The 19,472-nt window shown below is 70.8% G+C and carries 20 protein-coding genes; 9 read left to right on the forward strand and 11 right to left on the reverse strand.

What is annotated here, in order from left to right:
• Nucleotides 1-573 precede the first annotated feature (573 nt).
• The gene (locus tag ACZ4NB_RS11455; RefSeq protein WP_467660353.1) at nucleotides 574-1,224 is read right to left on the reverse strand and encodes a DNA-3-methyladenine glycosylase; all 651 of its coding nucleotides are present in this window, start codon (nucleotides 1,222-1,224) and stop codon (nucleotides 574-576) included.
• A 184-nt stretch (nucleotides 1,225-1,408) separates the two neighbouring features.
• Here ACZ4NB_RS11455 and ACZ4NB_RS11460 point away from each other — a divergent pair, with 184 nt between their 5' ends.
• The 3 genes from ACZ4NB_RS11460 to ACZ4NB_RS11470 all read left to right on the forward strand — a co-directional run bounded on the left by ACZ4NB_RS11460 (nucleotide 1,409) and on the right by ACZ4NB_RS11470 (nucleotide 3,662).
• On the forward strand, nucleotides 1,409-2,191 hold the full coding sequence (locus tag ACZ4NB_RS11460; RefSeq protein ID WP_467660355.1) for a sporulation protein: 783 nt from the start codon (nucleotides 1,409-1,411) through the stop codon (nucleotides 2,189-2,191).
• Nucleotides 2,192-2,232: 41 nt separating this feature from the next.
• Complete coding sequence (locus ACZ4NB_RS11465; RefSeq protein ID WP_467660357.1) at nucleotides 2,233-2,769, forward strand: YbhB/YbcL family Raf kinase inhibitor-like protein; 537 nt, start codon at nucleotides 2,233-2,235, stop codon at nucleotides 2,767-2,769.
• A 389-nt stretch (nucleotides 2,770-3,158) separates the two neighbouring features.
• Entirely contained in the window at nucleotides 3,159-3,662 is a 504-nt protein-coding gene (locus tag ACZ4NB_RS11470; protein ID WP_467660359.1) for an HNH endonuclease, read from the forward strand.
• Nucleotides 3,663-3,700: 38 nt separating this feature from the next.
• On the opposite strand, the gene ACZ4NB_RS11475 is transcribed toward ACZ4NB_RS11470, so the two are convergent.
• The 4 genes from ACZ4NB_RS11475 to ACZ4NB_RS11490 form a co-directional block, all read right to left on the reverse strand.
• Complete coding sequence (locus ACZ4NB_RS11475) at nucleotides 3,701-4,468, reverse strand: sulfite exporter TauE/SafE family protein (protein ID WP_467660361.1); 768 nt, start codon at nucleotides 4,466-4,468, stop codon at nucleotides 3,701-3,703.
• Between the two features lie 63 nt (nucleotides 4,469-4,531).
• Nucleotides 4,532-5,470 (reverse strand): SPFH domain-containing protein, encoded by a 939-nt coding sequence (locus tag ACZ4NB_RS11480; protein WP_399150038.1) that lies wholly within the window; start codon nucleotides 5,468-5,470, stop codon nucleotides 4,532-4,534.
• Nucleotides 5,471-5,573: 103 nt separating this feature from the next.
• A complete protein-coding gene (locus tag ACZ4NB_RS11485) occupies nucleotides 5,574-5,987 on the reverse strand; it encodes an NfeD family protein (protein ID WP_467660833.1) in 414 nt (137 codons plus the stop codon).
• Between the two features lie 127 nt (nucleotides 5,988-6,114).
• On the reverse strand, nucleotides 6,115-6,927 hold the full coding sequence (locus ACZ4NB_RS11490; RefSeq protein WP_467660363.1) for an ABC transporter ATP-binding protein: 813 nt from the start codon (nucleotides 6,925-6,927) through the stop codon (nucleotides 6,115-6,117).
• Nucleotides 6,928-7,017: 90 nt separating this feature from the next.
• On the opposite strand from ACZ4NB_RS11490, the gene ACZ4NB_RS11495 reads away from it, so the two are divergent.
• Entirely contained in the window at nucleotides 7,018-7,830 is an 813-nt protein-coding gene (locus ACZ4NB_RS11495; protein ID WP_467660365.1) for a hypothetical protein, read from the forward strand.
• 105 nt (nucleotides 7,831-7,935) lie between these two features.
• On the opposite strand, the gene ACZ4NB_RS11500 is transcribed toward ACZ4NB_RS11495, so the two are convergent.
• The 5 genes from ACZ4NB_RS11500 to ACZ4NB_RS11520 all read right to left on the reverse strand — a co-directional run bounded on the left by ACZ4NB_RS11500 (nucleotide 7,936) and on the right by ACZ4NB_RS11520 (nucleotide 10,952).
• Complete coding sequence (locus ACZ4NB_RS11500; protein WP_467660367.1) at nucleotides 7,936-8,181, reverse strand: chaplin; 246 nt, start codon at nucleotides 8,179-8,181, stop codon at nucleotides 7,936-7,938.
• Nucleotides 8,182-8,330: 149 nt separating this feature from the next.
• Nucleotides 8,331-8,576: a chaplin family protein gene (locus ACZ4NB_RS11505; protein ID WP_467660369.1), complete on the reverse strand. Its 246-nt coding sequence runs from the start codon at nucleotides 8,574-8,576 to the stop codon at nucleotides 8,331-8,333.
• Between the two features lie 158 nt (nucleotides 8,577-8,734).
• A complete protein-coding gene (locus ACZ4NB_RS11510; protein ID WP_407286043.1) occupies nucleotides 8,735-8,977 on the reverse strand; it encodes a chaplin in 243 nt (80 codons plus the stop codon).
• A 189-nt stretch (nucleotides 8,978-9,166) separates the two neighbouring features.
• Nucleotides 9,167-9,814 (reverse strand): response regulator, encoded by a 648-nt coding sequence (locus tag ACZ4NB_RS11515; protein WP_467660372.1) that lies wholly within the window; start codon nucleotides 9,812-9,814, stop codon nucleotides 9,167-9,169.
• A complete protein-coding gene (locus ACZ4NB_RS11520) occupies nucleotides 9,807-10,952 on the reverse strand; it encodes a GAF domain-containing sensor histidine kinase (RefSeq protein WP_467660374.1) in 1,146 nt (381 codons plus the stop codon). Before ACZ4NB_RS11520 ends, ACZ4NB_RS11515 begins: the two co-directional genes overlap by 8 nt.
• A 188-nt stretch (nucleotides 10,953-11,140) precedes the next feature.
• Here ACZ4NB_RS11520 and ACZ4NB_RS11525 point away from each other — a divergent pair, with 188 nt between their 5' ends.
• The 4 genes from ACZ4NB_RS11525 to ACZ4NB_RS11540 all read left to right on the forward strand — a co-directional run bounded on the left by ACZ4NB_RS11525 (nucleotide 11,141) and on the right by ACZ4NB_RS11540 (nucleotide 14,971).
• Nucleotides 11,141-12,016 (forward strand): SDR family NAD(P)-dependent oxidoreductase, encoded by an 876-nt coding sequence (locus ACZ4NB_RS11525; protein WP_467660376.1) that lies wholly within the window; start codon nucleotides 11,141-11,143, stop codon nucleotides 12,014-12,016.
• Nucleotides 12,016-13,161: an S-adenosylmethionine:tRNA ribosyltransferase-isomerase gene (locus ACZ4NB_RS11530; RefSeq protein WP_467660835.1), complete on the forward strand. Its 1,146-nt coding sequence runs from the start codon at nucleotides 12,016-12,018 to the stop codon at nucleotides 13,159-13,161. The genes ACZ4NB_RS11525 and ACZ4NB_RS11530 overlap by 1 nt, the downstream gene beginning before the upstream one ends.
• A gap of 16 nt (nucleotides 13,162-13,177) precedes the next feature.
• The gene (locus ACZ4NB_RS11535; protein WP_467660378.1) at nucleotides 13,178-13,909 is read left to right on the forward strand and encodes a nitroreductase family protein; all 732 of its coding nucleotides are present in this window, start codon (nucleotides 13,178-13,180) and stop codon (nucleotides 13,907-13,909) included.
• 315 nt (nucleotides 13,910-14,224) lie between these two features.
• Nucleotides 14,225-14,971: a transglycosylase SLT domain-containing protein gene (locus tag ACZ4NB_RS11540; protein WP_467660380.1), complete on the forward strand. Its 747-nt coding sequence runs from the start codon at nucleotides 14,225-14,227 to the stop codon at nucleotides 14,969-14,971.
• Between the two features lie 107 nt (nucleotides 14,972-15,078).
• Here ACZ4NB_RS11540 and ACZ4NB_RS11545 read toward each other — a convergent pair whose 3' ends face one another.
• Nucleotides 15,079-17,622: an ABC transporter ATP-binding protein/permease gene (locus ACZ4NB_RS11545; protein WP_467660382.1), complete on the reverse strand. Its 2,544-nt coding sequence runs from the start codon at nucleotides 17,620-17,622 to the stop codon at nucleotides 15,079-15,081.
• 547 nt (nucleotides 17,623-18,169) lie between these two features.
• On the opposite strand from ACZ4NB_RS11545, the gene serB reads away from it, so the two are divergent.
• A complete protein-coding gene (serB, locus tag ACZ4NB_RS11550) occupies nucleotides 18,170-19,417 on the forward strand; it encodes a phosphoserine phosphatase SerB (protein WP_467660383.1) in 1,248 nt (415 codons plus the stop codon).
• Nucleotides 19,418-19,472 lie beyond the last annotated feature (55 nt).

Raw genomic sequence — 19,472 nt, forward strand, 5'->3', positions numbered from 1 at the left:
ATCTCCCGGATGTTTCCGGTCGACGGGGTATCAACATATCTGGCGTTGACTTTTGGCACGCTGTTGAGTTCTCAAGGAACGGACGCTTCCTTTGTGCCTGTTTCACCAGGCTCTCCGGGCGCTTCCCTTCGGTCTTGCGTTTCCGACTCTATCAGATCCTTGCGGCTCCGATTTTCGCCGGTGCGTTTCCGCCTTTCGGCTTCTCCGCGTTTCCAACCTTACCAGATCCGTTTCCGTCTCTGGCCCCCTGCTGGAGCGGGGTCGGCCGTTTGGCTTTCGCTTTTCGGCCTCTCCGACTTTATCAGATCCGGTTTCGCTTGGATTCCGGTTCCGATTTTCGTCGGAGGTCCGCTTCGGAGCAGCTTTTTGCGGCTGCCCTTTCGGCGTGATTACTACTTTAGCGGCTCTCCCTTGCGGCTCATAATCGAGTCGGCGGGTCGAATTTCGGCAACGCCGAATAGGACCCGTCAGGGAGTCGTTGAGAGTAGTTGGTTGCGCCGTCTGGCGGTCTGCGCAGATAGCGCTGCCCGTCTCCAACGGCTCGGGCTACGTTAGGCGGTTGACCGTGGAGAGTCAAGTTGCGCCGGCGGTGCGGCGACGGGGGACGTGCCGGCGGTAGGGGCTGACCGTCGGATCGTCGGCGATCCAGTAGCGCCAAGGGTGATCGGCCCCGTCTCCGCCGACGCCGGTGCGCGGGCCGCTGCGTACCCGCTCGGGGGCGGGCGGGCGACCGTGCAGCAGGGTGAGGGGGGCTTCGCCGCCGGCGCACAGATCGACGCCGTCGAGGGTGCGGTCGATGTCGAGGGCGGTGGCCAGGCGGGCCGGGCCCTTTGCCAGTTCGTTGGCGCTGCGGGCCTTGGGGCGTCGGGCCGCGGCGAGTGGGGCGCCGGTGAGGATCTCGCCGGCGCGCAGGAGGACGCCGCTCGCCCGGCCCTCGGGGCCGCAGACCGCGTTCAGGCTGAACCACATGCCGTAGATGAAGTAGACGTACGCATGGCCGGGCGGGCCGAACATGGTGGCGTTGCGGGCGGTGCGGCCGCGGTAGGCATGGGAGCCGGGGTCGGACTCGCCGTCGTACGCCTCGACCTCGGTCAGCCGGAGTTCGATCGGGCCGTCGGGGGTGTGGCGGACGAGGGTGCGGCCCAGCAGATCGGGGGCCACCTCCACGACGGGGCGGTCGAAGAAGTCGCGGTGGAGCGGCATTCGTTCCGGTACGTCGGTCATGCGGCCCGAGGGTAGTGGAGCGGTGGTGGGTGCCGGCTGGCCAGCGGGGCGTCGGGGTTGGGAAGGTTGGGCCGTGGAACCGGCCTTCGCGGTTTCGCGTTCGTAGGAAACGATGCGCAGGAACCGAGCCGAGTTCTCGGCGCGCGACAACACAGCACAGGCGTTCCGCCTGGGGAGGACGAGCATGGGATTCAAGAAGCTGCTGGCGAGCCTGGGTGCCGGAGGCGCGTCGGTGGAGACGGTGCTCTTCGAGGAGAACGTGGTCCCGGGCGGGGTTGCGCAGGGTGAGGTGCGGATCCAGGGCGGGTCCGTCGCCCAGGAGATCCAGGGGCTGTCGGTCGGGCTGCAGGCCCGGGTCGAGGTCGAGAGCGGCGACGAGGAGTTCAAGCGGAACATCCAGTTCACCAAGGCGCAGCTGGGCGGGGCGTTCGAGGTGCAGCCGGGGGCGGTGCACACGGTGCCGTTCGGGCTGGAGATCCCGTGGGAGACGCCGATCACCACGTTCCTGGGCACGCATCTGCACGGGATGAGCGTCGGGGTGACCACGGAGCTGGCGATCGCCCGCGCGGTGGACTCCGGTGACCTCGACCCGGTGAACGTCCACCCGCTGCCGGCGCAGCAGGCCATCCTCGACGCGTTCGGCCGGCTCGGGTTCCGCTTCAAGGCCGCCGACCTGGAGCAGGGGCACATCCGGGGGACCCGGCAGAAGCTGCCCTTCTACCAGGAGATCGAGTTCTACGCCCCGCAGCAGTACCGCGGGCTGAACCAGGTCGAGCTGTCGTTCGTGGCGGACGACCGGGAGATGGACGTCATCCTGGAGATGGACAAGAAGCCGGGGCTGTTCACCGAGGGGTCGGACACCTACCGGTCGTTCACGGTCGGGCTCAACGACTTCGAGGGGACCGACTGGGCGGCGTACCTCAACCAGTGGCTGGCGGAGGTCGGTGGCAAGCGGAACTGGCTCTAACCTGGCCGGACAAGGTGTCAGCAAGCGACCAGGAGGTTCGCGTGTCCGAGCTGAAGCGGCGGCCGCTCCCGCACGATTTCCATCCGCCGGTTCCGGAGTTCACGGTACTGAGCGATGAGGTGGAGCCGGGCGGGACGCTGCGGCCGGAGCAGGTCTTCGCCGAGGGGAACCGTTCGCCGCACCTGCGGTGGGAGGGCGCTCCCACGGGGACCAAGAGCTACGCCGTCACCTGCTACGACCCGGACGCGCCGACCGGCAGCGGATTCTGGCACTGGTCGCTGTTCGACATCCCGGCGTCGGTGACGGAGCTGCCGGCCGGTGCCGGCTCCGGGGACATGAAGGGGCTGCCCGAGGGCGCCGTCCATGTCCGCAACGACTACGGGACGCGGGACTTCGGGGGCGCGGCGCCGCCGCCCGGGGACGGTCCGCACCGCTATGTCTTCACGGTGTACGCGGTGGACCAGGAGAAGCTGGGGCCGGACGCGGATGCCTCGCCCGCGGTGGTGGGGTTCAATCTGCGCTTCCACGCCCTCGGCCGGGCCCAGCTGATCGCCGAGTACGAGGTGCCGGCCGGCTGAGCCCCGTAATTCCGTTGCGCCCCGGCGCTTCCGACACGCAGAGTGGTACCTGCGCCGCCGCCCTGTAACAAGGGCGTCGGGCAGCTGGTACCGCAGTGGCGGGAGTGGCGGGGCGCAGGTGTGTCGCCGGCTGCTTGCCGGAGCCCGTTGTGTGTCGGGCGTCCGCGCCGGCTGCCGTTCGCTCCGGGTCCCGCGTGTCTCACGGGGGTGGGACCCGGAGCGATGCCGTTCCCGGTGTGCGGGTGCCGCCGGACCACCTCTTCTTCATCTTCTGATCTCGCTCCATTTCCCTTGTGGCATGCGGAAATTGCGTTGTTCGGGGAATACCTGCCGCTGCACAGTGGAGCAACTTCGCCACGGGGGCGGAGCGGGTCCGGGAGGTGGACGGGATGCGCGAGACGCTGGTGCTGAATGCGAGCTTCGAGCCGCTGTCGACGGTGTCGCTGCGGCGCGCGGTGGTGCTGGTCATGCAGGACAAGGCCGTCGTCGAGCACGCGCACCCGGGGCTGCGGATCCGGGCCGCCTCGGTGGACGTGCCGGTGCCGCAAGTGATCAGACTGAGCAGATACGTACGGGTACCGTTCCGACAACGGGCGCCGTGGTCGCGGCGCGGGGTGCTGGTGCGCGACCAGCACCGGTGCGCGTACTGCGGGCGCCGGGCGACCACGGTGGACCATGTGGTACCGCGTTCGCACGGCGGTGGCGACACCTGGCTGAATACCGTCGCCTCCTGCGCGGAGGACAACCACCGCAAGGCGGACCGTACGCCGGAGCAGGCGGGGATGCAGCTGCTGCGGCGGCCGTTCGAGCCGACGCCGGCGGATGCGCTGCTGTCGACGCTGGGGGTGTCCGTACGGGAGGGGCTGCCGGAGTGGATGGCCCTGCCGGCGTAGCAGCACCGTCCGGCCGCTGAGCCGTCGTCCGACTCCCGCTACCTGACCAGGAGTCGGACGATGGCCAGCAGGCCGACGACGACGATCACGGCGCGCAGGGCGATGGGCGGCAGCCGGCGTCCGATCTTCGCGCCGAGCAGGCCGCCGAGGGTGGAGCCGAGGGCGATCAGGCCGACGGCGGCCCAGTCGAAGGTGGCGACGAAGAGGAAGAAGACCGCCGCGATGCCGTTGACGATCGCGGCGAGGACGTTCTTTATGGCGTTGAGGCGCTGCAGGTCCTCGTTGAGCTGCAGGCCCATCAGGGACAGGTAGATCACGCCCTGGGCGGCGCCGAAGTAGCCGCCGTAGGCGCTGGCGACCAGCAGCCCGAGGAGCAGGAGGGGGCCGCCGTCGGGGTGTGCGGTGGTGCCGCTGCGCTCACGGCGGGCACGGAGCCGGGCGGCGAGCGCGGGCTGGGCGACGACGAGGACGAGCGCGATCGCGATCAGCGCCGGGACGACTATGGCGAACGCCTCGGGTGGCAGCGCCAGCAGCAGGATCGCGCCACCCAGGCCGCCGAGCATGGCGGTGATCCCGAAGCGCAGCAGACGGCGGCGCTGGCCGGCGAGTTCACGGCGGTAGCCGAAGGCGCCGCTGAGTGAACCGGGCACCAGCCCCAGGGTGTTGGAGACGTTGGCGGTGACCGGCGGCAGTCCGAAGGCCAGCAGCACCGGGAAGGTGATGAGGGTCCCGGACCCGACGATGGTGTTGATCGTGCCGGCGCCGACCCCGGCGGCGAGGACGGCGACGGCTTCCCAGATGGTCACGCTGGCTCCCCCGAGCATGATCGGTACGGTCTCGCCCGATCATGCACCAGGGGAGCGCAACAGTCAGTCGATCGGGGGATTTTCGTGCTTCGGCGTGCTGGGCTTGGGGATGGAGCCGCCGCCGGTCGGCGGGGCGAAGTTGCCGATGGCGCCGCCGAGGCCCTTGAGGGCGTCGCCGATCTCGCTGGGCACGATCCAGAGCTTGTTGGCATCGCCCTCGGCGATCTTCGGGAGCATCTGGAGGTACTGGTAGGACAGCAGCTTCTGGTCCGGGTCGCCGGCGTGGATGGACTCGAAGACCACCCGGATCGCCTGGGCCTCGCCCTCGGCGCGCAGCGCGGCGGCCTTGGCCTCACCTTCGGCGCGCAGGATGGAGGACTGCTTCTCGCCCTCGGCGGTCAGGATCTGGGACTGGCGGACACCTTCGGCCTGGAGGATGGCGGCGCGCTTGTCGCGGTCGGCGCGCATCTGCTTCTCCATCGAGTCCTGGATGGAGGTCGGCGGCTCGATGGCCTTGAGCTCGACGCGGTTGACGCGGATGCCCCACTTGCCGGTGGCCTCGTCCAGGACGCCGCGCAGCGCCGCGTTGATCTCCTCACGGGAGGTCAGGGTCCGCTCCAGGTCCATACCGCCGATGATGTTCCTCAGGGTGGTGACCGTGAGCTGCTCGATGGCCTGGATGTAGCTGGCGACCTCGTACGTCGCGGCGCGCGCGTCCGTCACCTGGTAGTAGATGACGGTGTCGATGTTCACGACCAGGTTGTCCTGGGTGATCACCGGCTGCGGCGGGAACGGCACGACCTGCTCGCGGAGGTCGATGCGGTTGCGGATGGAGTCGATGAACGGGACGACGATGTTCAGGCCCGCGTTCAGGGTTCTCGTATAGCGGCCGAAGCGCTCCACGATCGCGGCGCTGGCCTGTGGGATGACCTGGATCGTTTTGATGAGTGCGATGAACACGAGCACCACCAGGATGATCAGGACGATGATGATCGGTTCCACAGCGGCTCCCGTGCCCTTCGTTGCTGGTCCGTGCCGGCCGGTGTGACCGGCTTGCCGTTGATCAGTCTTTCAGAGACATGGCTCGTGGCGCAGCGTGTTCAGGTCAGATGACGACGGCCGTGGCGCCGTCGATCTCGACGACGTCGACCTGCTGGCCGGGTTCGTAGCTCCGCTCGGTGTCCAGGGCGCGGGCGGACCAGATCTCGCCGGCGAGCTTGATGCGGCCGCCGCCCCCGCCGTCGACCCGCTCCAGGACCGTGGCGGTCCTGCCCTTGAGCGCGTCGATCCCTGAGACGAGTTGGGGGCCCTGGCCGCGGTGGCGGTTGGCGATCGGCCGTACGACGGCGATCAGCGCCACCGACACGGCGGCGAACACGATGAATTGGAGGACGGTGCCGCCACCGACCGCTGCGGTGACGGCACCGGCGACGGCGCCGACCGCGAGCATCCCGAATTCGGGCATCGCGGTCACGACGAGAGGAATACCCAGCCCTACGGCGGCGATCAGCCACCACACCCATGGATCCACGGCTTCATGGTAGGTCCGTGCGGCGGACCGGGACAGGGTGCGACCGGTCGGCGACGGGGGCCGGCGCCGGGTCGGGGGCCTGGTGCGGGGTGGGTGGCCGGGCGACGGGCGGGGCTCAGGTCAGCGGCAGGCCCTGCGCGGTCCAGCGGTCGTTGCCGTTGCGCTCGACGATCAGCGGCAGGCCGAAGCAGTGGGAGAGGTTGCTGGAGGTGAGTTCGAGGTCGAGCGGGCCGGCGGCGAGCACCTTGCCCTGACGGATCATCAGGACGTGGGTGAAACCGGGGGCGATCTCCTCGACGTGGTGGGTGACCATGATCATCGAGGGCGCGTACGGGTCGCGGGCCAGGCGGCCGAGGCGGCGCACCAGGTCCTCGCGGCCGCCGAGGTCGAGGCCGGCGGCCGGCTCGTCCAGCAGGAGCAGCTCGGGGTCGGTCATCATCGCGCGGGCGATCAGGGTGCGCTTGCGCTCCCCCTCGGAGAGGGTGCCGAACTTGCGGTCGAGGTAGGCGGTCATGCCCAGGCGGTCGAGGAAGGCGCGGGCGCGCTCCTCGTCGACGTCCTCGTAGTCCTCCTGCCAGCTCGCGGTCATGCCGTATGCGGCGGTGAGCACGGTCTGCAGGACGGTCTGGCTGCGCGGCAGCTTGTCGGCGAGCGCGATGCCGGCGACGCCGATCCGCGGGCGCAGGTCGAAGACGTCGACCTTGCCGAGCTGCTCACCGAGGATGGAGGCGGTGCCCGTGGTCGGGAAGAGGTAGCTGGAGGCGACATTCAGCAGGGTGGTCTTGCCGGCGCCGTTGGGGCCGAGGATCACCCAGCGCTCTCCCTCCTTGACCGACCAGGAGACCTGGTCCACCAGAGCCCGTCCTTCGCGGACCACGGATACGTCCACCAGCTCCAGCACATCGCTCATGAGCGCGTTGTCTCCCATTGCTTCTCGGTCGTCGCGTACACCTGTAGGCGCAGCCCCCCTGCAAACCTACGCCACTCGTTGTCAGTGCCGTTCCCTAGGCTGGGGGCCATGCTCGATGAACCTCGCTCGGGACGACTGGCGGCATGGGGAAATGCCCTATTGGCCGGACTTGTCTCGCCAGATGAAGCCGCACATCGGATCGCGGACGACGACGCGGTGCACCGCGTGGAAGGGCTGCCCGGAGAGGAGAAGCCGGTCGGGCTGACCCTCGCGCTGGGCCGGCTGCGGGCGCTGGGGGCGGTCGGCCTGCGGGTGGCGCTGCCGGTGCCGGGGCATCCGCTGGGGCTGTGCGGCCCGCCGGAATTCAACGCGCGGGCCCTGGAGGCCGGGGAGGCGGTGCTCGCCGCGGGCGTCGGGCTGGGGCTGGTCCCGGAGGCGTACGAGGCCGGGCCCGAGGGCGGTGCCGCGCCCGATGTGCATGTGGAGGTGGTCTGGCGCTGCCTGCCGGCGCGGGACGCACACCCGGCCGATGTGCCGTCGCTGGGCGAGGCGGAGCGGGAGCTGGCGGAGGCGCTGCGGGAGGCGACCGAGCTGCTCTCGAAGCTGGATGTGGCCGGGTCCGGCCCGGTGGCGCAGGCGGCGCTGGAGGCGTACCGGGCGCGGGCGGAGGCGGGACGGCAGGTGCTGGCTCCCGGCTATCCGCCGCGTGCGGTGCGGGTGCTGGAGCTCGCGCAGCGGGTGGGCGCGCTGATCGACATCGCCCGCGCGGCGGGCGGGGACGGGGAGCACGGCGGGGCGGTGAGCTCGTCGGAGATCGCGGCGCGGGCGGAGGTGCTGCGGCCGGTGGAGCGTACGGCCCGGCGGGCGCAGGTGGCGGCGTACAACTCCGCGATGGAGGAGCGGGAGCGCCGCCGGGGGTGAACGCGGCAGGCCCCGCCGGACCATTGTGTGGTCGACGACGGGGCCGTCGCCGAGACGGGGCGAACAGCTCGGGCAGGTGAGCTGTTCGTCCCGTTCCGGGCAACCTCAGTTGTTCACGCTGTCGTTGGCGAACGTGGGGTTGAGCGCACCGATGACGTTGCCGCTGTTGCCGGTGGCGTTCACGGGCACATGCACGGGGGCCTGGACCAGGTTCCCCGAGCCGACGCCCGGCGAGTTCGTGGCCTTGCCGTCGGCCTGCGCCCCGCCGTGAGCGGAGGCGGAACCGGCGGCGATGCCGAGGGCCAGCCCGGTGGTGGCAATGACGAGTGCGGCCCTCTTGGCGGTGTTCATGGAGTGTGAGTTCCTTACGTGGTGGCACAGGGCCGCAAACGACGGTTGCTGTGTGGAGCGAAGGGCCGACCGGGTTCCCGGGGGCCGACAGCGCCCACGGGCTGAACGGCTCGGGGCAGGTGAGCTGTTCAGCCCGTGATCAGGCAACGTCAGTTGTTGACGCTGACGTTGTCGAAGACGGCGTTGCCGATGCCCACCACGTTGGCGCTGTTGCCGTTGACGTTCACGGGGACGTTCACCGGCACCTGGGTGTTGTTGCCGGAGACCACGCCCGGGGAGTGCACGGCCTGACCGCCGGCCTGCGCACCGTCGGTGGCGAACGCGGCGCCGGCGGCGGCACCGAGGGCCAGACCGGTGGCGGAGAGAACGAGGGCAGCCTTCTTGACGGTGTTCATGAGATGAGTTCCTTAGGTGGTGGCACGGGGCCACGGATGGCGGTGGTGGTGCGGAGCGGACCGGCCACTCGTCCAAGGGGTGACGGGGCCGGTCCGGCGTGACCCGCGGAGATCACGACGGAGCGCGGGTCACGCGGATCATGCAGGTGGGGCCTCGGTCAGTTGTTGACGCAGCGCTCACCGAAGTTGGGGTTGAGAATGCCCACGATGTGGAGGCTGTTGCCACAGACGTTCGTGGCGACGTTCACCGGCACCTGGGTGTTGTTGCCGGAGACGACGCCCGGGGAGTGCACGGCCTGACCGCCGGCCTGCGGGCCGTGGGCCGAAGCGACGCCGGCGCCCGCGAGGGCGAGACCGCTCGCCACCATCGTGATGGCCGCTGCGCGCTTGATGTTCTTCACTTCTCTTGCTCCTCATTGCCGTTGCCGTGACCAGCCGCCACGACTGCTCTGAACAACGGCCCGGCCCGAGGAGGGATACGCCGAACGGGCTACGGCTACACGACAGTATGAATCTCTGATCGGAAGTCGACGTTCGGCTTGACGCATTGTCGTACGGGACGACCTTCGCACCCCGGGGCGGTGCGGTTCTCAGGCCCCGATGCCGTGCCGGACGGCCCACAGGGCGGCCTGCGTCCGGTCGGCGAGGTCGAGCTTCATGAGGATGTTGGAGACATGGGTCTTGACGGTCTTCTCGGACAGCACCAGCGCTCGGGCGATCTCGCGGTTGGAGCGGCCGTCCGCGATCAGGCCCAGCACCTCGCTCTCGCGTTCGGTGAGCGAGGTGCCGCGCCCCTGGCCGCCGTTGGCCTCGTCCTGGGAGAGCAGCGCGCCGGCCACCTCGGGCTGCAGCAGGACATGGCCGGCGTGGACGGAGCGGATGGCGGCGGCCAGCGCCTCCGGGTCGATGTCCTTGTAGACATAGCCGGCCGCGCCCGCGCGCAGCGCCGGGACGACGGTGCGCTGCTCGGTGAAGCTCGTCACCACCAGCACCCGTGCGGGGTTGTGCAGTTCACGCAGCTTGCGGAGCGCCTCGATGCCGTCCATCCCGGGCATCTTGACGTCCATCAGGACGACGTCCGGGCCCAGTTGCTCGGCGGCGGCGACGCCCTCTGCCCCGTCGGACGCCTCCCCCACGACCTCGATGTCGTCCTGGACCTCCAGGAACGTCCGCAGGCCCCGGCGGACGACCTGGTGGTCGTCGACCAGCAGTACGCGGATTGAGCCGGTGTCAGCCACCGGGCACCTCCATCTCCACAGCGGTGCCCTTTCCGGGCTCCGACTCCACGGTGAGCTTTCCGCCGACGCCGCCGGCGCGGTCGCGCATCGAGACCAGGCCGAGGTGGCGGCCGGCCCGGCGGACGGCCCTGGGGTCGAAGCCGCCACCGTCGTCGGCGATCCGCAGCAGCGCGCCCTGGCCGTTGCGGGAGAGGGTGACCTCGACGTGCTCGGCGCCCGAGTGCCGCAGGGCGTTGTGCAGCGCCTCCTGGGCGACCCGGAGCACGGCCTCCTCCTGGGCGGCGGGCAGCGCCCGTACGCCCTGGGCCTCGAAGGTGACCCGTGCGCAGTGGGCGCGGTCCAGGACCTGGATCTGCGAGCGCAGGGTGGCGATCAGGCCGTCCTCGTCCAGCGCGGCGGGGCGCAGTTCGACGACGGCGGCGCGCAGTTCGTCGGCGGCCTCCGCGGCCAGCGCGGCGACCTGGTGCAGCTCGTCCTTGGCGCGGGCCGGGTCGCGGTCGACCAGGGCGGTGGCGGCCTGGGCGGTGAGGCGGAGCGAGAAGAGCTTCTGGGCGACCGCGTCGTGCAGTTCGTGGGCGAGGCGGGCCCGCTCGCCGGCGATGGTCAGCTCGCGGCTGCGTTCGTAGAGGCGGGCGTTGGTCAGGGCGATGGCGGCGTGCTGGGCGAGTATGCCGAGCAGATGCTCGTCCTCCTCGGTGAAGCCGCAGGTGCGCTCCGGCTTGGGGCAGCGCTTGTTGGCGAGGAAGAGGGCGCCGAGGATCTCGTCGCCGTCGGCGACCGGCAGGCCGAGGAAGTCGGACATGTCCGGGTGGGCCGCCGGCCAGCCGCCGAAGCGGGGGTCCTCGCGGACGTCGGCGAGCCGTTCGGGGGTGGCGTTGTGCAGCATCGCGGCGAGGATGCCGTGCTGCCGGGGCAGCGGGCCGATGGCCTTCCACTGCTCGGCGCTGACGCCGTCCACCACGAACTGGGCGAAGCCGCCGTGATCGTCGGGCACGCCGAGGGCGGCGTACTCGGCGTCCAGCAGCTCGCGGGCCGAGGCCACGATCGTCTTCAGGACGTCGCGTACCTCCAGATGCCTGCTCATCGCCAGGATCGCGGTGCTCACCGCGGGGATCCCGGCTCCCGGTCCGTTGGTCATGGCCTCACCGTACCGGCGGCGTGAGCGGCCCGTATCGGTCCGGCGACGCCTTCCGCCTAGGACCCGCGGCCTAGGCCGAATGCCCTGGCCGCGGCCGGTCCGGTGGCCGACGCCCGCGGGGTGGCGGCGTTCCTACGGTGAGGGCGTGGGCTCGGCCCGCGAGCCCGCAGGGGAAAGGGGACGCGATCATGCCGGTGGCGATCATCACGGGGGCTTCGAAGGGGCTGGGGCTGGCGCTCGCCCGGGCGCTGGCCGGACGCGGCTGGGATCTGGTGGTGGACGCCAGGTCCGCCGGTCCGCTGGCCGAGGCGGCGCGGAAGCTGCGCGGGGCGGGGGCGCGGGTGGTGGCGCTGCCCGGTGATGTGGCGGACGGCGGGCACCGGGCGGCGCTGGTGGCCGCGGCCGGGGAGCTGGGCGGGCTCGATCTGCTGGTGAACAACGCCAGCGCGCTGGGGGCCGAGCCGCTGGTGCGGCTGGCGGAGCTTCCGGTGGCGGGGCTGCGGCGGGCCCTGGAGGTGAACGTGGTGGCACCGCTGGGGCTTATCGCGGAGGCTTTGCCCCTTTTGCGCAGCTCCTCATATTTCTCCTATCCGTCCTCGTATGAAGCAGAGGCCCCTTATATAGGGGACGCACCTTTTAGGAGCGATGGACACCTTACCGGGGCATACGATTCGCACCCTTACTCCGAGAATTCCCAAAATCCCTACTTGTCCGATTCGCACCTTTATGTAGGGTTTCATGGTGCCGTTCTCAACGTCAGCTCGGACGCCGCCGTCGACGCCTATCCGACCTGGGGCGGTTACGGGGCCTCGAAAGCGGCGCTGGAGCGGCTGTCGGCGGTGCTCGCGGTGGAGGAGCCGGGGCTGCGGGTGTGGTGGGTGGACCCGGGCGATATGCGGACCGAGCTGTACGCGGCCGCGGTGCCGGACGACGACGACTCCGGGCGGCCGCTGCCCGGGACGGTGGTCCCGGCGCTGCTGCGGCTGCTGGACGGGGCGGCCGCCAGTGGGCGCTACACGGCCGCGGAGCTGCTGTCCGCGCCCGACGGTGCGAGCTCCCGGTGATCACGGAGGTGCCGGCGGTCCCGCGGGAGCTGTCGGCGCGGGTGCCGGCCGAGCAGCGCGGACCGGGCCTGGGACGGGATGCCGTACGGCTGATGGTGAGCCGGGGCGCGGCCGGGATCGGGCACCACGCCTTCGGTGAGCTGCCGGAGCTGCTGGCGGCCGGGGACGTGCTGGTGGTGAACACCTCGCGGACGCTGCCCGCGGCGGTGGACGGCAGGATCGGCGACGGGCGCGGGCGCGGTGAGCCGGTGGTGGTGCACTTCTCGACCCGTGCGGACCACAGGCACCCGGCGGGCCGGGCGGTGGCCGGCTGCTGGGCGGTGGAGCTGCGCACCCCGGACGGCCGGGGCAGCACCCTGCCGCGTGCGGGCGGACCGGCCGGTGCGGCGGTACGCCTGGAGGGCGGCGGCCGGCTGGTGCTCCAGGCCCCGGTGGACCCCGGCGGCCGGCGGCTGTGGTGGGCGCGGCCGGCGGGGGTGCGGGTACCGGAGCTGATGCGGCGCCACGGACGGCCGATCCGCTACGGCTACACGGACCGGGACCAGCCGCTGGCCGCGTACCAGACGGTGTTCGCCGTGGACTCCCCCGGCGAGGGCAGCGCGGAGATGCCGAGCGCGGCCCGGCCCTTCACCCCGGAGCTGGTGGCGCGGCTGGTCGGCAGGGGGGTGCAGTTCGCGCCGATCTCGCTGCATACGGGGGTGGCGTCGGCGGAGGCGTTCGAGCCGCCGTATCCGGAGCGGTTCGCGGTGCCGCCGACGACGGCGTGGCTGGTGAACGCCGTACGGGCGCGGCGCAGGGCGGCGCCGCGGTCGGGCGGTCCGCGGCGGAGTGCCCCCGGGGGGCGGGTCATCGCGGTGGGCACCACCGCCGTACGGGCGCTGGAGTCGGCGACCGGGGCGGACGGGCGGGTGCGGGCGGCGGGCGGCTGGACGGACCTGGTGGTGACACCGCAGCGCGGGGTGCGGGCGGTGGACGGCCTGCTCACCGGGCTGCACGAGCCCACCGCCTCGCATCTGCTGATGCTCCAGGCGGTGGCGGACGCGGTGGCGGACGGGGCGGCGCTGCGGCGCGCCTACGCCGAGGCGGTGCGGCGCCGCTACCTGTGGCACGAATTCGGCGATCTGCATCTGCTGCTGCCGGACTGAGTTCCAGACTCGGTGTATGTCGCAACCAACGCAGTCGGAACCCACGCAGCCAGACGCACCGACACCCTGGACGCCGACCCACGGCGCGCCCTACCGGCCCGTCCCCTACCGGCCCGAGCGGATGCCCGCGGCCGAGTCGCTGGCCCGCGCCGCCGAGCTGCGCGAGCGGATGGCCCGGCGGCGCACGGTCCGCCAGTTCTCCACCGACCCGGTCCCGGAGCAGGTGGTACGGGACGCGATCGCCTGTGCGGCCACCGCGCCGTCCGGGGCGCATCAGCAGCCCTGGACGTTCGTCCTGGTCAAGGACCCCGAGGTGCGCCGGAGGATCAGGGCGGCGGCCGAGGCGGAGGAGCGGCTGTCCTACGAGGGGCGGCTGGGCGAGGAGTGGCTCGCGGCGCTGCGGCCGCTGGGCACGGACGAGGTCAAGCCGCATCTGACCGATGCCCCGCAGCTGATCGTCGTCTTCCAGCAGCGGCACTGGCTGGGCGAGGACGGCAGCAGGCGCAAGCACTACTACGTGGACGAGTCGGTGGGCATCGCGGTCGGCATGCTGCTGTCCGCGCTGCATCTGTCGGGGCTGGCGGCGCTGGTGCACACGCCCAGCCCGATGCGCTTCCTGCGGGAGGTGCTGGGGCGGCCCGCCAACGAGAAGGCCTTCGCGGTGATTCCCGTGGGGTATCCCGCACCGGAGTGCGAAGTACCCGATTTGGTCCGAAAGTCCCTTGACCAGGTCGTGGTGGAGATCTGACCTCTACAGACTGTGCGTTTGCAATTACGTCTGGCGAGATAAACCGTTCCATGGTGTGACGCCGCTAATAGGACGCACATCACTTACGACCCGGGTTAGTGGTCCCCCAAATAGGGCGTGAGCTGGGAAATGACGGTACGGGACGCAATATTCCCGCCCATGGTTCCACTAACCGGGATCGTACGTCACACCTTTGCCGGGGCAATTTTCGGCCGCTAAGAATGGCTCCCGTCGCTCGGCGCCGTGGTTCAGAACTCGGCGTTCGCCGCCGCTCAGGGCCCGTGCGATGTCCCCCATCGGAAGGTCTGTCCCGCCATGCCTAAGCACGCCATCTCTGGTCTGAACCGCCTGACCCGGACGCACAAGCTCTCCGTCGCCGGTGTCGCCGCCGCCGGTGCCGCCGCACTGGTCTTCAGCATTGTTCCGGGGGCCGACGCCGGTCAGGGCAAGGCCCAGGCCGACGCCGTCGAGAACGTCAAGCCGGTCGCCTTCAGCGCGGTGGACACCGCCGCCAAGACCCAGCAGGCCACTATCGCCCAGCAGGCCGAGAAGGCCGCCGTCAAGGGCAAGGCCGAGGCCGCCGCCAAGAAGGCCGCCGCCGAGAAGGCCGCGAAGGCGAAGGCCGCCGCCGAGGCGAAGGCCAAGGCCGAGAAGGCGCGCAAGGCCAAGCAGGCCGCCAGCCGGTCCGCCGTGCGCACCGCGATCCCCGCCGCCGCCCCGAAGCCGGCCGTCAAGACCTACCCGGACAACCTCGACGGCTGGATCCGCGAGTCCCTGGACGTCATGGCCAAGAAGGGCATCCCGGGCTCCTACAACGGCATCTACCGGAACATCATCCGGGAGTCGAGCGGTAACCCGATGGCGATCAACCTCTGGGACATCAACGCGCAGAACGGCATCCCGTCCAAGGGCCTGCTGCAGGTCATCGACCCGACCTTCAAGACGTGGCACGTCGAGGGCACCTCGTGGAACATCTACGACCCGGTCGCCAACATCACCGCCGCCTGCAACTACGCCGCCGACAAGTACGGCTCGATGGACAACGTCAACTCGGCCTACTGAGCCGCCGGTTCACGCAGTCCGCGCACACAGCGCACAACGCCCGAGGGGCGGCACCCGGATGCCGGGTGCCGCCCCTCGGGCGTTGTGCCGCGCGCCGCGGGGGCGCGCTACTTGCGCATGACCTCCGGCTCGTGGCGGCGCAGCAGCCGCGCGACGACGAAGGCGAGCGCGACGCCCAGGCTGATCAGGATGATCATGTCCATCACGTAGACACCGGTCTGGTGCTTCCACAGCGCGTCGGGGTTGCCCAGCTCCCACGGCAGCAGGGTGTTCATATCGGCGGTCGCGCCCATCGCGGCGACGGCCCAGCGCGACGGCATCAGCCAGGCGAACTGGGCGACGCCGGGGGTGTCGAACAGCTGGAAGAGCACGCCGGTGAAGACCACCTGGACGATGGCGAACATGACCAGCAGCGGCATGGTCTTCTCGGCGGTCTTGACCAGCGCGGAGATGATCAGGCCGAACATCATCGAGGTGAAGCCCAGGGCGATGATCGCCAGCGCCATCTCGATGGCCGGGGCCTTCTCGATCACCAGGCCCTCGGCGGGCATGTTCCGGGTCGAGAAGCCGATCGCCGCGATGATCACGCCCTGGATGGCCGTGACCACACCGAGCACGATCACCTTGGACATCAGGTACGCCGAGCGCGACAGGCCGGTGGCCCGTTCCCGCTCGTAGATGACCCGTTCCTTGATCAGCTCGCGGACCGAGTTGGCCGCACCCGAGAAGCACATGCCGACCGCGAGGATCAGCATGATCGTGCTCGCGTCGCGGTTGGTGCGGTGCTTGTTCAGCGGGCCGTACCCGAGGCCGTAGTCGCTGGGGATGAGCATCGAGACCACGCCGAGGACCGCCGGCAGGATCACCATCAGTCCCAGGAAGCCCCGGTCGGAGGCGAGCACCGAGACATAGCGCCGCATCAGCGTCCACAGCTGCGAGCCCCAGCTCTGGGACTTCTGCATCCGGGCCGGCGGCGGCTGGACGTTCACCGACTGCGGGGCGACCGAGTCGAGGTCGGCGGCGTACATCTGGTAGTGCGGGGAGCCGCGCCAGCGGCCCATCCAGTCGTAGTCCCGGTAGTTCTCGAAGGCCGAGAAGACGTCCGCCCAGGTCTCGTACTGGAAGAAGTTCAACGCCTCCTCGGGCGGGCCGAAGTAGGCCACGCCGCCGCCCGGGGCCATCACCAGCAGCTTGTCGCAGAGCCCGAGTTCGGCCACGGAGTGGGTGACGACCAGGACCGTGCGGCCGTCGTCGGCGAGGTCGCGCAGCAGCTTCATGACGTCGCGGTCCATGCCCGGGTCGAGGCCGGAGGTCGGCTCGTCCAGGAAGATCAGCGAGGGCTTGGTCAGCAGCTCCAGGGCCACCGAGACGCGCTTGCGCTGGCCGCCGGAGAGCGAGGTGACCTTCTTCTCCTTGTGCACATGGAGCTTGAGCTCGTGCAGCACCTCGTCGATCCGGGCCTCGCGCTCGGCCTCCGCGGTGTCGCCGGGGAAGCGGAGCTTGGCCGCGTAGCGCAGCGCCTTCTGGACGGTCAGCTCCTTGTGCAGGATGTCGTCCTGCGGGACCAGACCGATGCGCTGGCGCAGCTCGGCGAACTGCTTGTAGAGGTTCCGGTTGTCGTAGAGGACGTCGCCCTGATTGGCGGGACGGTAGCCGGTCAGCGCCTTGAGCAGCGTCGACTTGCCGGAGCCGGACGGGCCGATGACCGCGACCAGCGACTTCTCCGGAACGCCGAAGGAGACGTCCTTGAGGATCTGCTTGCCGCCGTCGACGGTGACCGTGAGGTGGCGGGCCGAGAAGGAGACCTCGCCGGTGTCGACGAACTCCTCCAGCCGGTCGCCGACCAGCCGGAAGGTGGAGTGGCCGACGCCGATGATGTCGTTCGGGCCGATCAGGGCCGTACCGGACTTGGTGACCGGCTGGCCGTTGACGTAGGTGCCGTTGTGGCTGCCCAGGTCGCGGATCTCGAACCGGCCGTCGGGGGTGGCGCGGAACTCGGCGTGGTGGCGGGAGACCTGGAGGTCGGAGACGACCAGCTCGTTCTCCAGCGCACGGCCGATCCGCATCACCCGGCCCGTGTCGAGGCGGTGGAAGGTGGTCGGGCTGCGGTCGCCCTGGGCGGCCGGGCGCTGCTGGGGCTGCTGGGGCTGCCCGGCCTGCTGCGGCGGGACGTACGGCGGCTGCCGGCCCTGCGGCGGAGCCTGCCAGCCCTGCTGGGCGGGCGGCTGGTGCTGTGCGGGCGGCTGCTGGGCCGGCGGCTGCTGCGCGGGCGGTGCCTGCCAGCCCTGCGCGGACTGCTGCTGCGGCGCCATCGCGGGCTGCGCGTGGAAGGCGTCGGCGGCCGGTGCCGCGGCGGACAGGGTCACCCGGGGGCCGTCGGTGGCGTTGCCCAGGTGCACGGTCGAGCCGGGGCCGATCTCCATCTGGTGGATCCGCTGGCCCTGGACGTAGGTGCCGTTGGTGCTGCCCTGGTCTTCGATGATCCAGCTGCGGCCGCCCCACCGCACGGTGGCGTGGCGCCAGGAGACCCTGGCGTCGTCGAGCACCATGTCGCCCTGCGGATCACGGCCCACGTTGTAGGACCGGGACGGGTCGAGCGTCCAGGTCCTTCCGTTCAATTCGAGTACGAGTTCAGGCACTCCATGCCCCATTACATAGTCCCCCGAGTGACGCCCTGTATGGGAAGTCTAGGGATGGCGAACATCGTGAGGAACTATTTCAGGCTCGGCCCGTGGACCGGAAACCGGGAACGGGACTGGGGTGCGGACGGCTCGTGCGGCGGCCCGCCAAACTCTCCCGGAGCGCGGGAAGAACCCATGGATGGGCAGGGATCACCGGATTACGGGTGTTCCCGGGCGCTCCGGTGCCCGGCGGGTGGCGGCCGGGCCCGTCCCGGACGCGATGCGCGTCCGCCCCGCAGGCCGCATTATGGGATGGAGCGGACAAAACCATGATCCAGACCGCGGACTGTCGCGGTTGCGTTCCGTTATCGGCCCGAACATGTCACCGCGGCAAGGGCGTTGGCGTTCCGGCGGTGCGACCGGGCCCCGGAGCGGGCCGGACACGACTCCATAACGATCGACGGGGGCATCCGGGGCGGAGCGCCGGTGTGCGGGTGCGCGCGGGCCCGGGCCGCGGTGGTCCGAACCCCGGACACCCGTACGGGCGCGACGGCCCGGCGGTTACCGTAAGGGCACCATGAGCGCATCGCAGACCCCGCCTGCCACCGCCGCCCCCGGCGACGACGTACCCACCCTTCTCGTGAAGATCTTCGGGAAGGACCGGCCCGGCATCACCGCAGGTCTCTTCGACACCCTCGCCGCCTACTCCGTCGATGTCGTGGACATCGAGCAGGTGGTGACCCGAGGGCGCATCACACTGTGCGCACTGGTCACCACCCCCTCCCCCGCCGAGGGCACCTCGGGCTCCTCCGAAGGAGACCTGCGGGCCACCGTGCACAGCTGGGCCGAGTCGCTGAACCTCCAGGCGGAGATCATCTCCGGCCGGGGCGACAACCGTCCGCGCGGCACCGGACGTTCGCACGTCACCGTGCTGGGGCACCCGCTCACCGCGGAGTCCACCGCCGCCATCGCCGCCGCCATAACGGCCACCGGCGGCAATATCGACCGTATTTTCCGCCTTGCCAAGTATCCGGTGACCGCCGTGGAATTCGCGGTGTCCGGCACGGCCACCGAGGCGCTGCGCACCGCCCTGGCGCTGGAGGCCGCGCAGCTGGGCGTGGACGTCGCCGTGGTGGCGGCCGGGCTGCAGCGCAGGGCCCAGCGGCTGGTCGTCATGGACGTCGACTCCACGCTGATCCAGGACGAGGTCATCGAGCTGTTCGCGGCGCACGCCGGCTGTGAGGCCGAGGTGGCCGAGGTGACCGCCGCCGCGATGCGCGGCGAGCTGGACTTCGAGCAGTCCCTGCACGCCCGGGTCGAGCTGCTCGGCGGGCTCGACGAGTCGGTGGTCGAGGCCGTGCGCAAGGAGGTACGGCTCACCCCCGGCGCCCGGACGCTGGTGCGGACCCTCAAGCGGCTCGGCTACCAAGTCGGCGTCGTGTCGGGCGGGTTCACCCAGGTCACCGATGCGCTCAAGGAGGAGCTGGGGCTGGACTTCGCCTCCGCCAACACCCTGGAGATCGTCGACGGCAAGCTGACCGGCCGGGTCACCGGCGACATCGTGGACCGGGCCGGCAAGGCCAGGCTGCTGCGGGACTTCGCGCATCAGGCCGGGGTGCCGCTCGACCAGACCGTGGCCATCGGCGACGGGGCCAACGACCTCGACATGCTCAACACGGCGGGCCTCGGTGTGGCCTTCAACGCCAAGCCGGTGGTGCGCCAGGCGGCGCACACGGCCGTGAACGTTCCGTTCCTGGACACCGTGCTGTATCTGCTGGGCGTCACCCGCGAAGAGGTCGAGGCGGCGGACACCCACGCCGAGTGAGCGCAGCGCGCACCACGCGCACCACGCCCGCGATGCACAGCGCATCCGACGCGGA

It is taken from the genome of Streptomyces sp. NPDC026575 (genome assembly GCF_055567415.1).

Coding starts and splice junctions, on each gene's coding strand:
- ACZ4NB_RS11455 (WP_467660353.1), bottom strand. CDS start 1,224: ATGACCGACGTACCGGAACGAATGCCGCTCCACCGCGACTTCTTCGAC.
- ACZ4NB_RS11460 (WP_467660355.1), top strand. CDS start 1,409: ATGGGATTCAAGAAGCTGCTGGCGAGCCTGGGTGCCGGAGGCGCGTCG.
- ACZ4NB_RS11470 (WP_467660359.1), top strand. CDS start 3,159: ATGCGCGAGACGCTGGTGCTGAATGCGAGCTTCGAGCCGCTGTCGACG.
- ACZ4NB_RS11490 (WP_467660363.1), bottom strand. CDS start 6,927: ATGGGAGACAACGCGCTCATGAGCGATGTGCTGGAGCTGGTGGACGTA.
- ACZ4NB_RS11495 (WP_467660365.1), top strand. CDS start 7,018: ATGCTCGATGAACCTCGCTCGGGACGACTGGCGGCATGGGGAAATGCC.
- ACZ4NB_RS11500 (WP_467660367.1), bottom strand. CDS start 8,181: ATGAACACCGCCAAGAGGGCCGCACTCGTCATTGCCACCACCGGGCTG.
- ACZ4NB_RS11505 (WP_467660369.1), bottom strand. CDS start 8,576: ATGAACACCGTCAAGAAGGCTGCCCTCGTTCTCTCCGCCACCGGTCTG.
- ACZ4NB_RS11520 (WP_467660374.1), bottom strand. CDS start 10,952: ATGACCAACGGACCGGGAGCCGGGATCCCCGCGGTGAGCACCGCGATC.
- ACZ4NB_RS11525 (WP_467660376.1), top strand. CDS start 11,141: ATGCCGGTGGCGATCATCACGGGGGCTTCGAAGGGGCTGGGGCTGGCG.
- ACZ4NB_RS11535 (WP_467660378.1), top strand. CDS start 13,178: ATGTCGCAACCAACGCAGTCGGAACCCACGCAGCCAGACGCACCGACA.
- ACZ4NB_RS11540 (WP_467660380.1), top strand. CDS start 14,225: ATGCCTAAGCACGCCATCTCTGGTCTGAACCGCCTGACCCGGACGCAC.
- ACZ4NB_RS11545 (WP_467660382.1), bottom strand. CDS start 17,622: ATGGGGCATGGAGTGCCTGAACTCGTACTCGAATTGAACGGAAGGACC.
- serB (WP_467660383.1), top strand. CDS start 18,170: ATGAGCGCATCGCAGACCCCGCCTGCCACCGCCGCCCCCGGCGACGAC.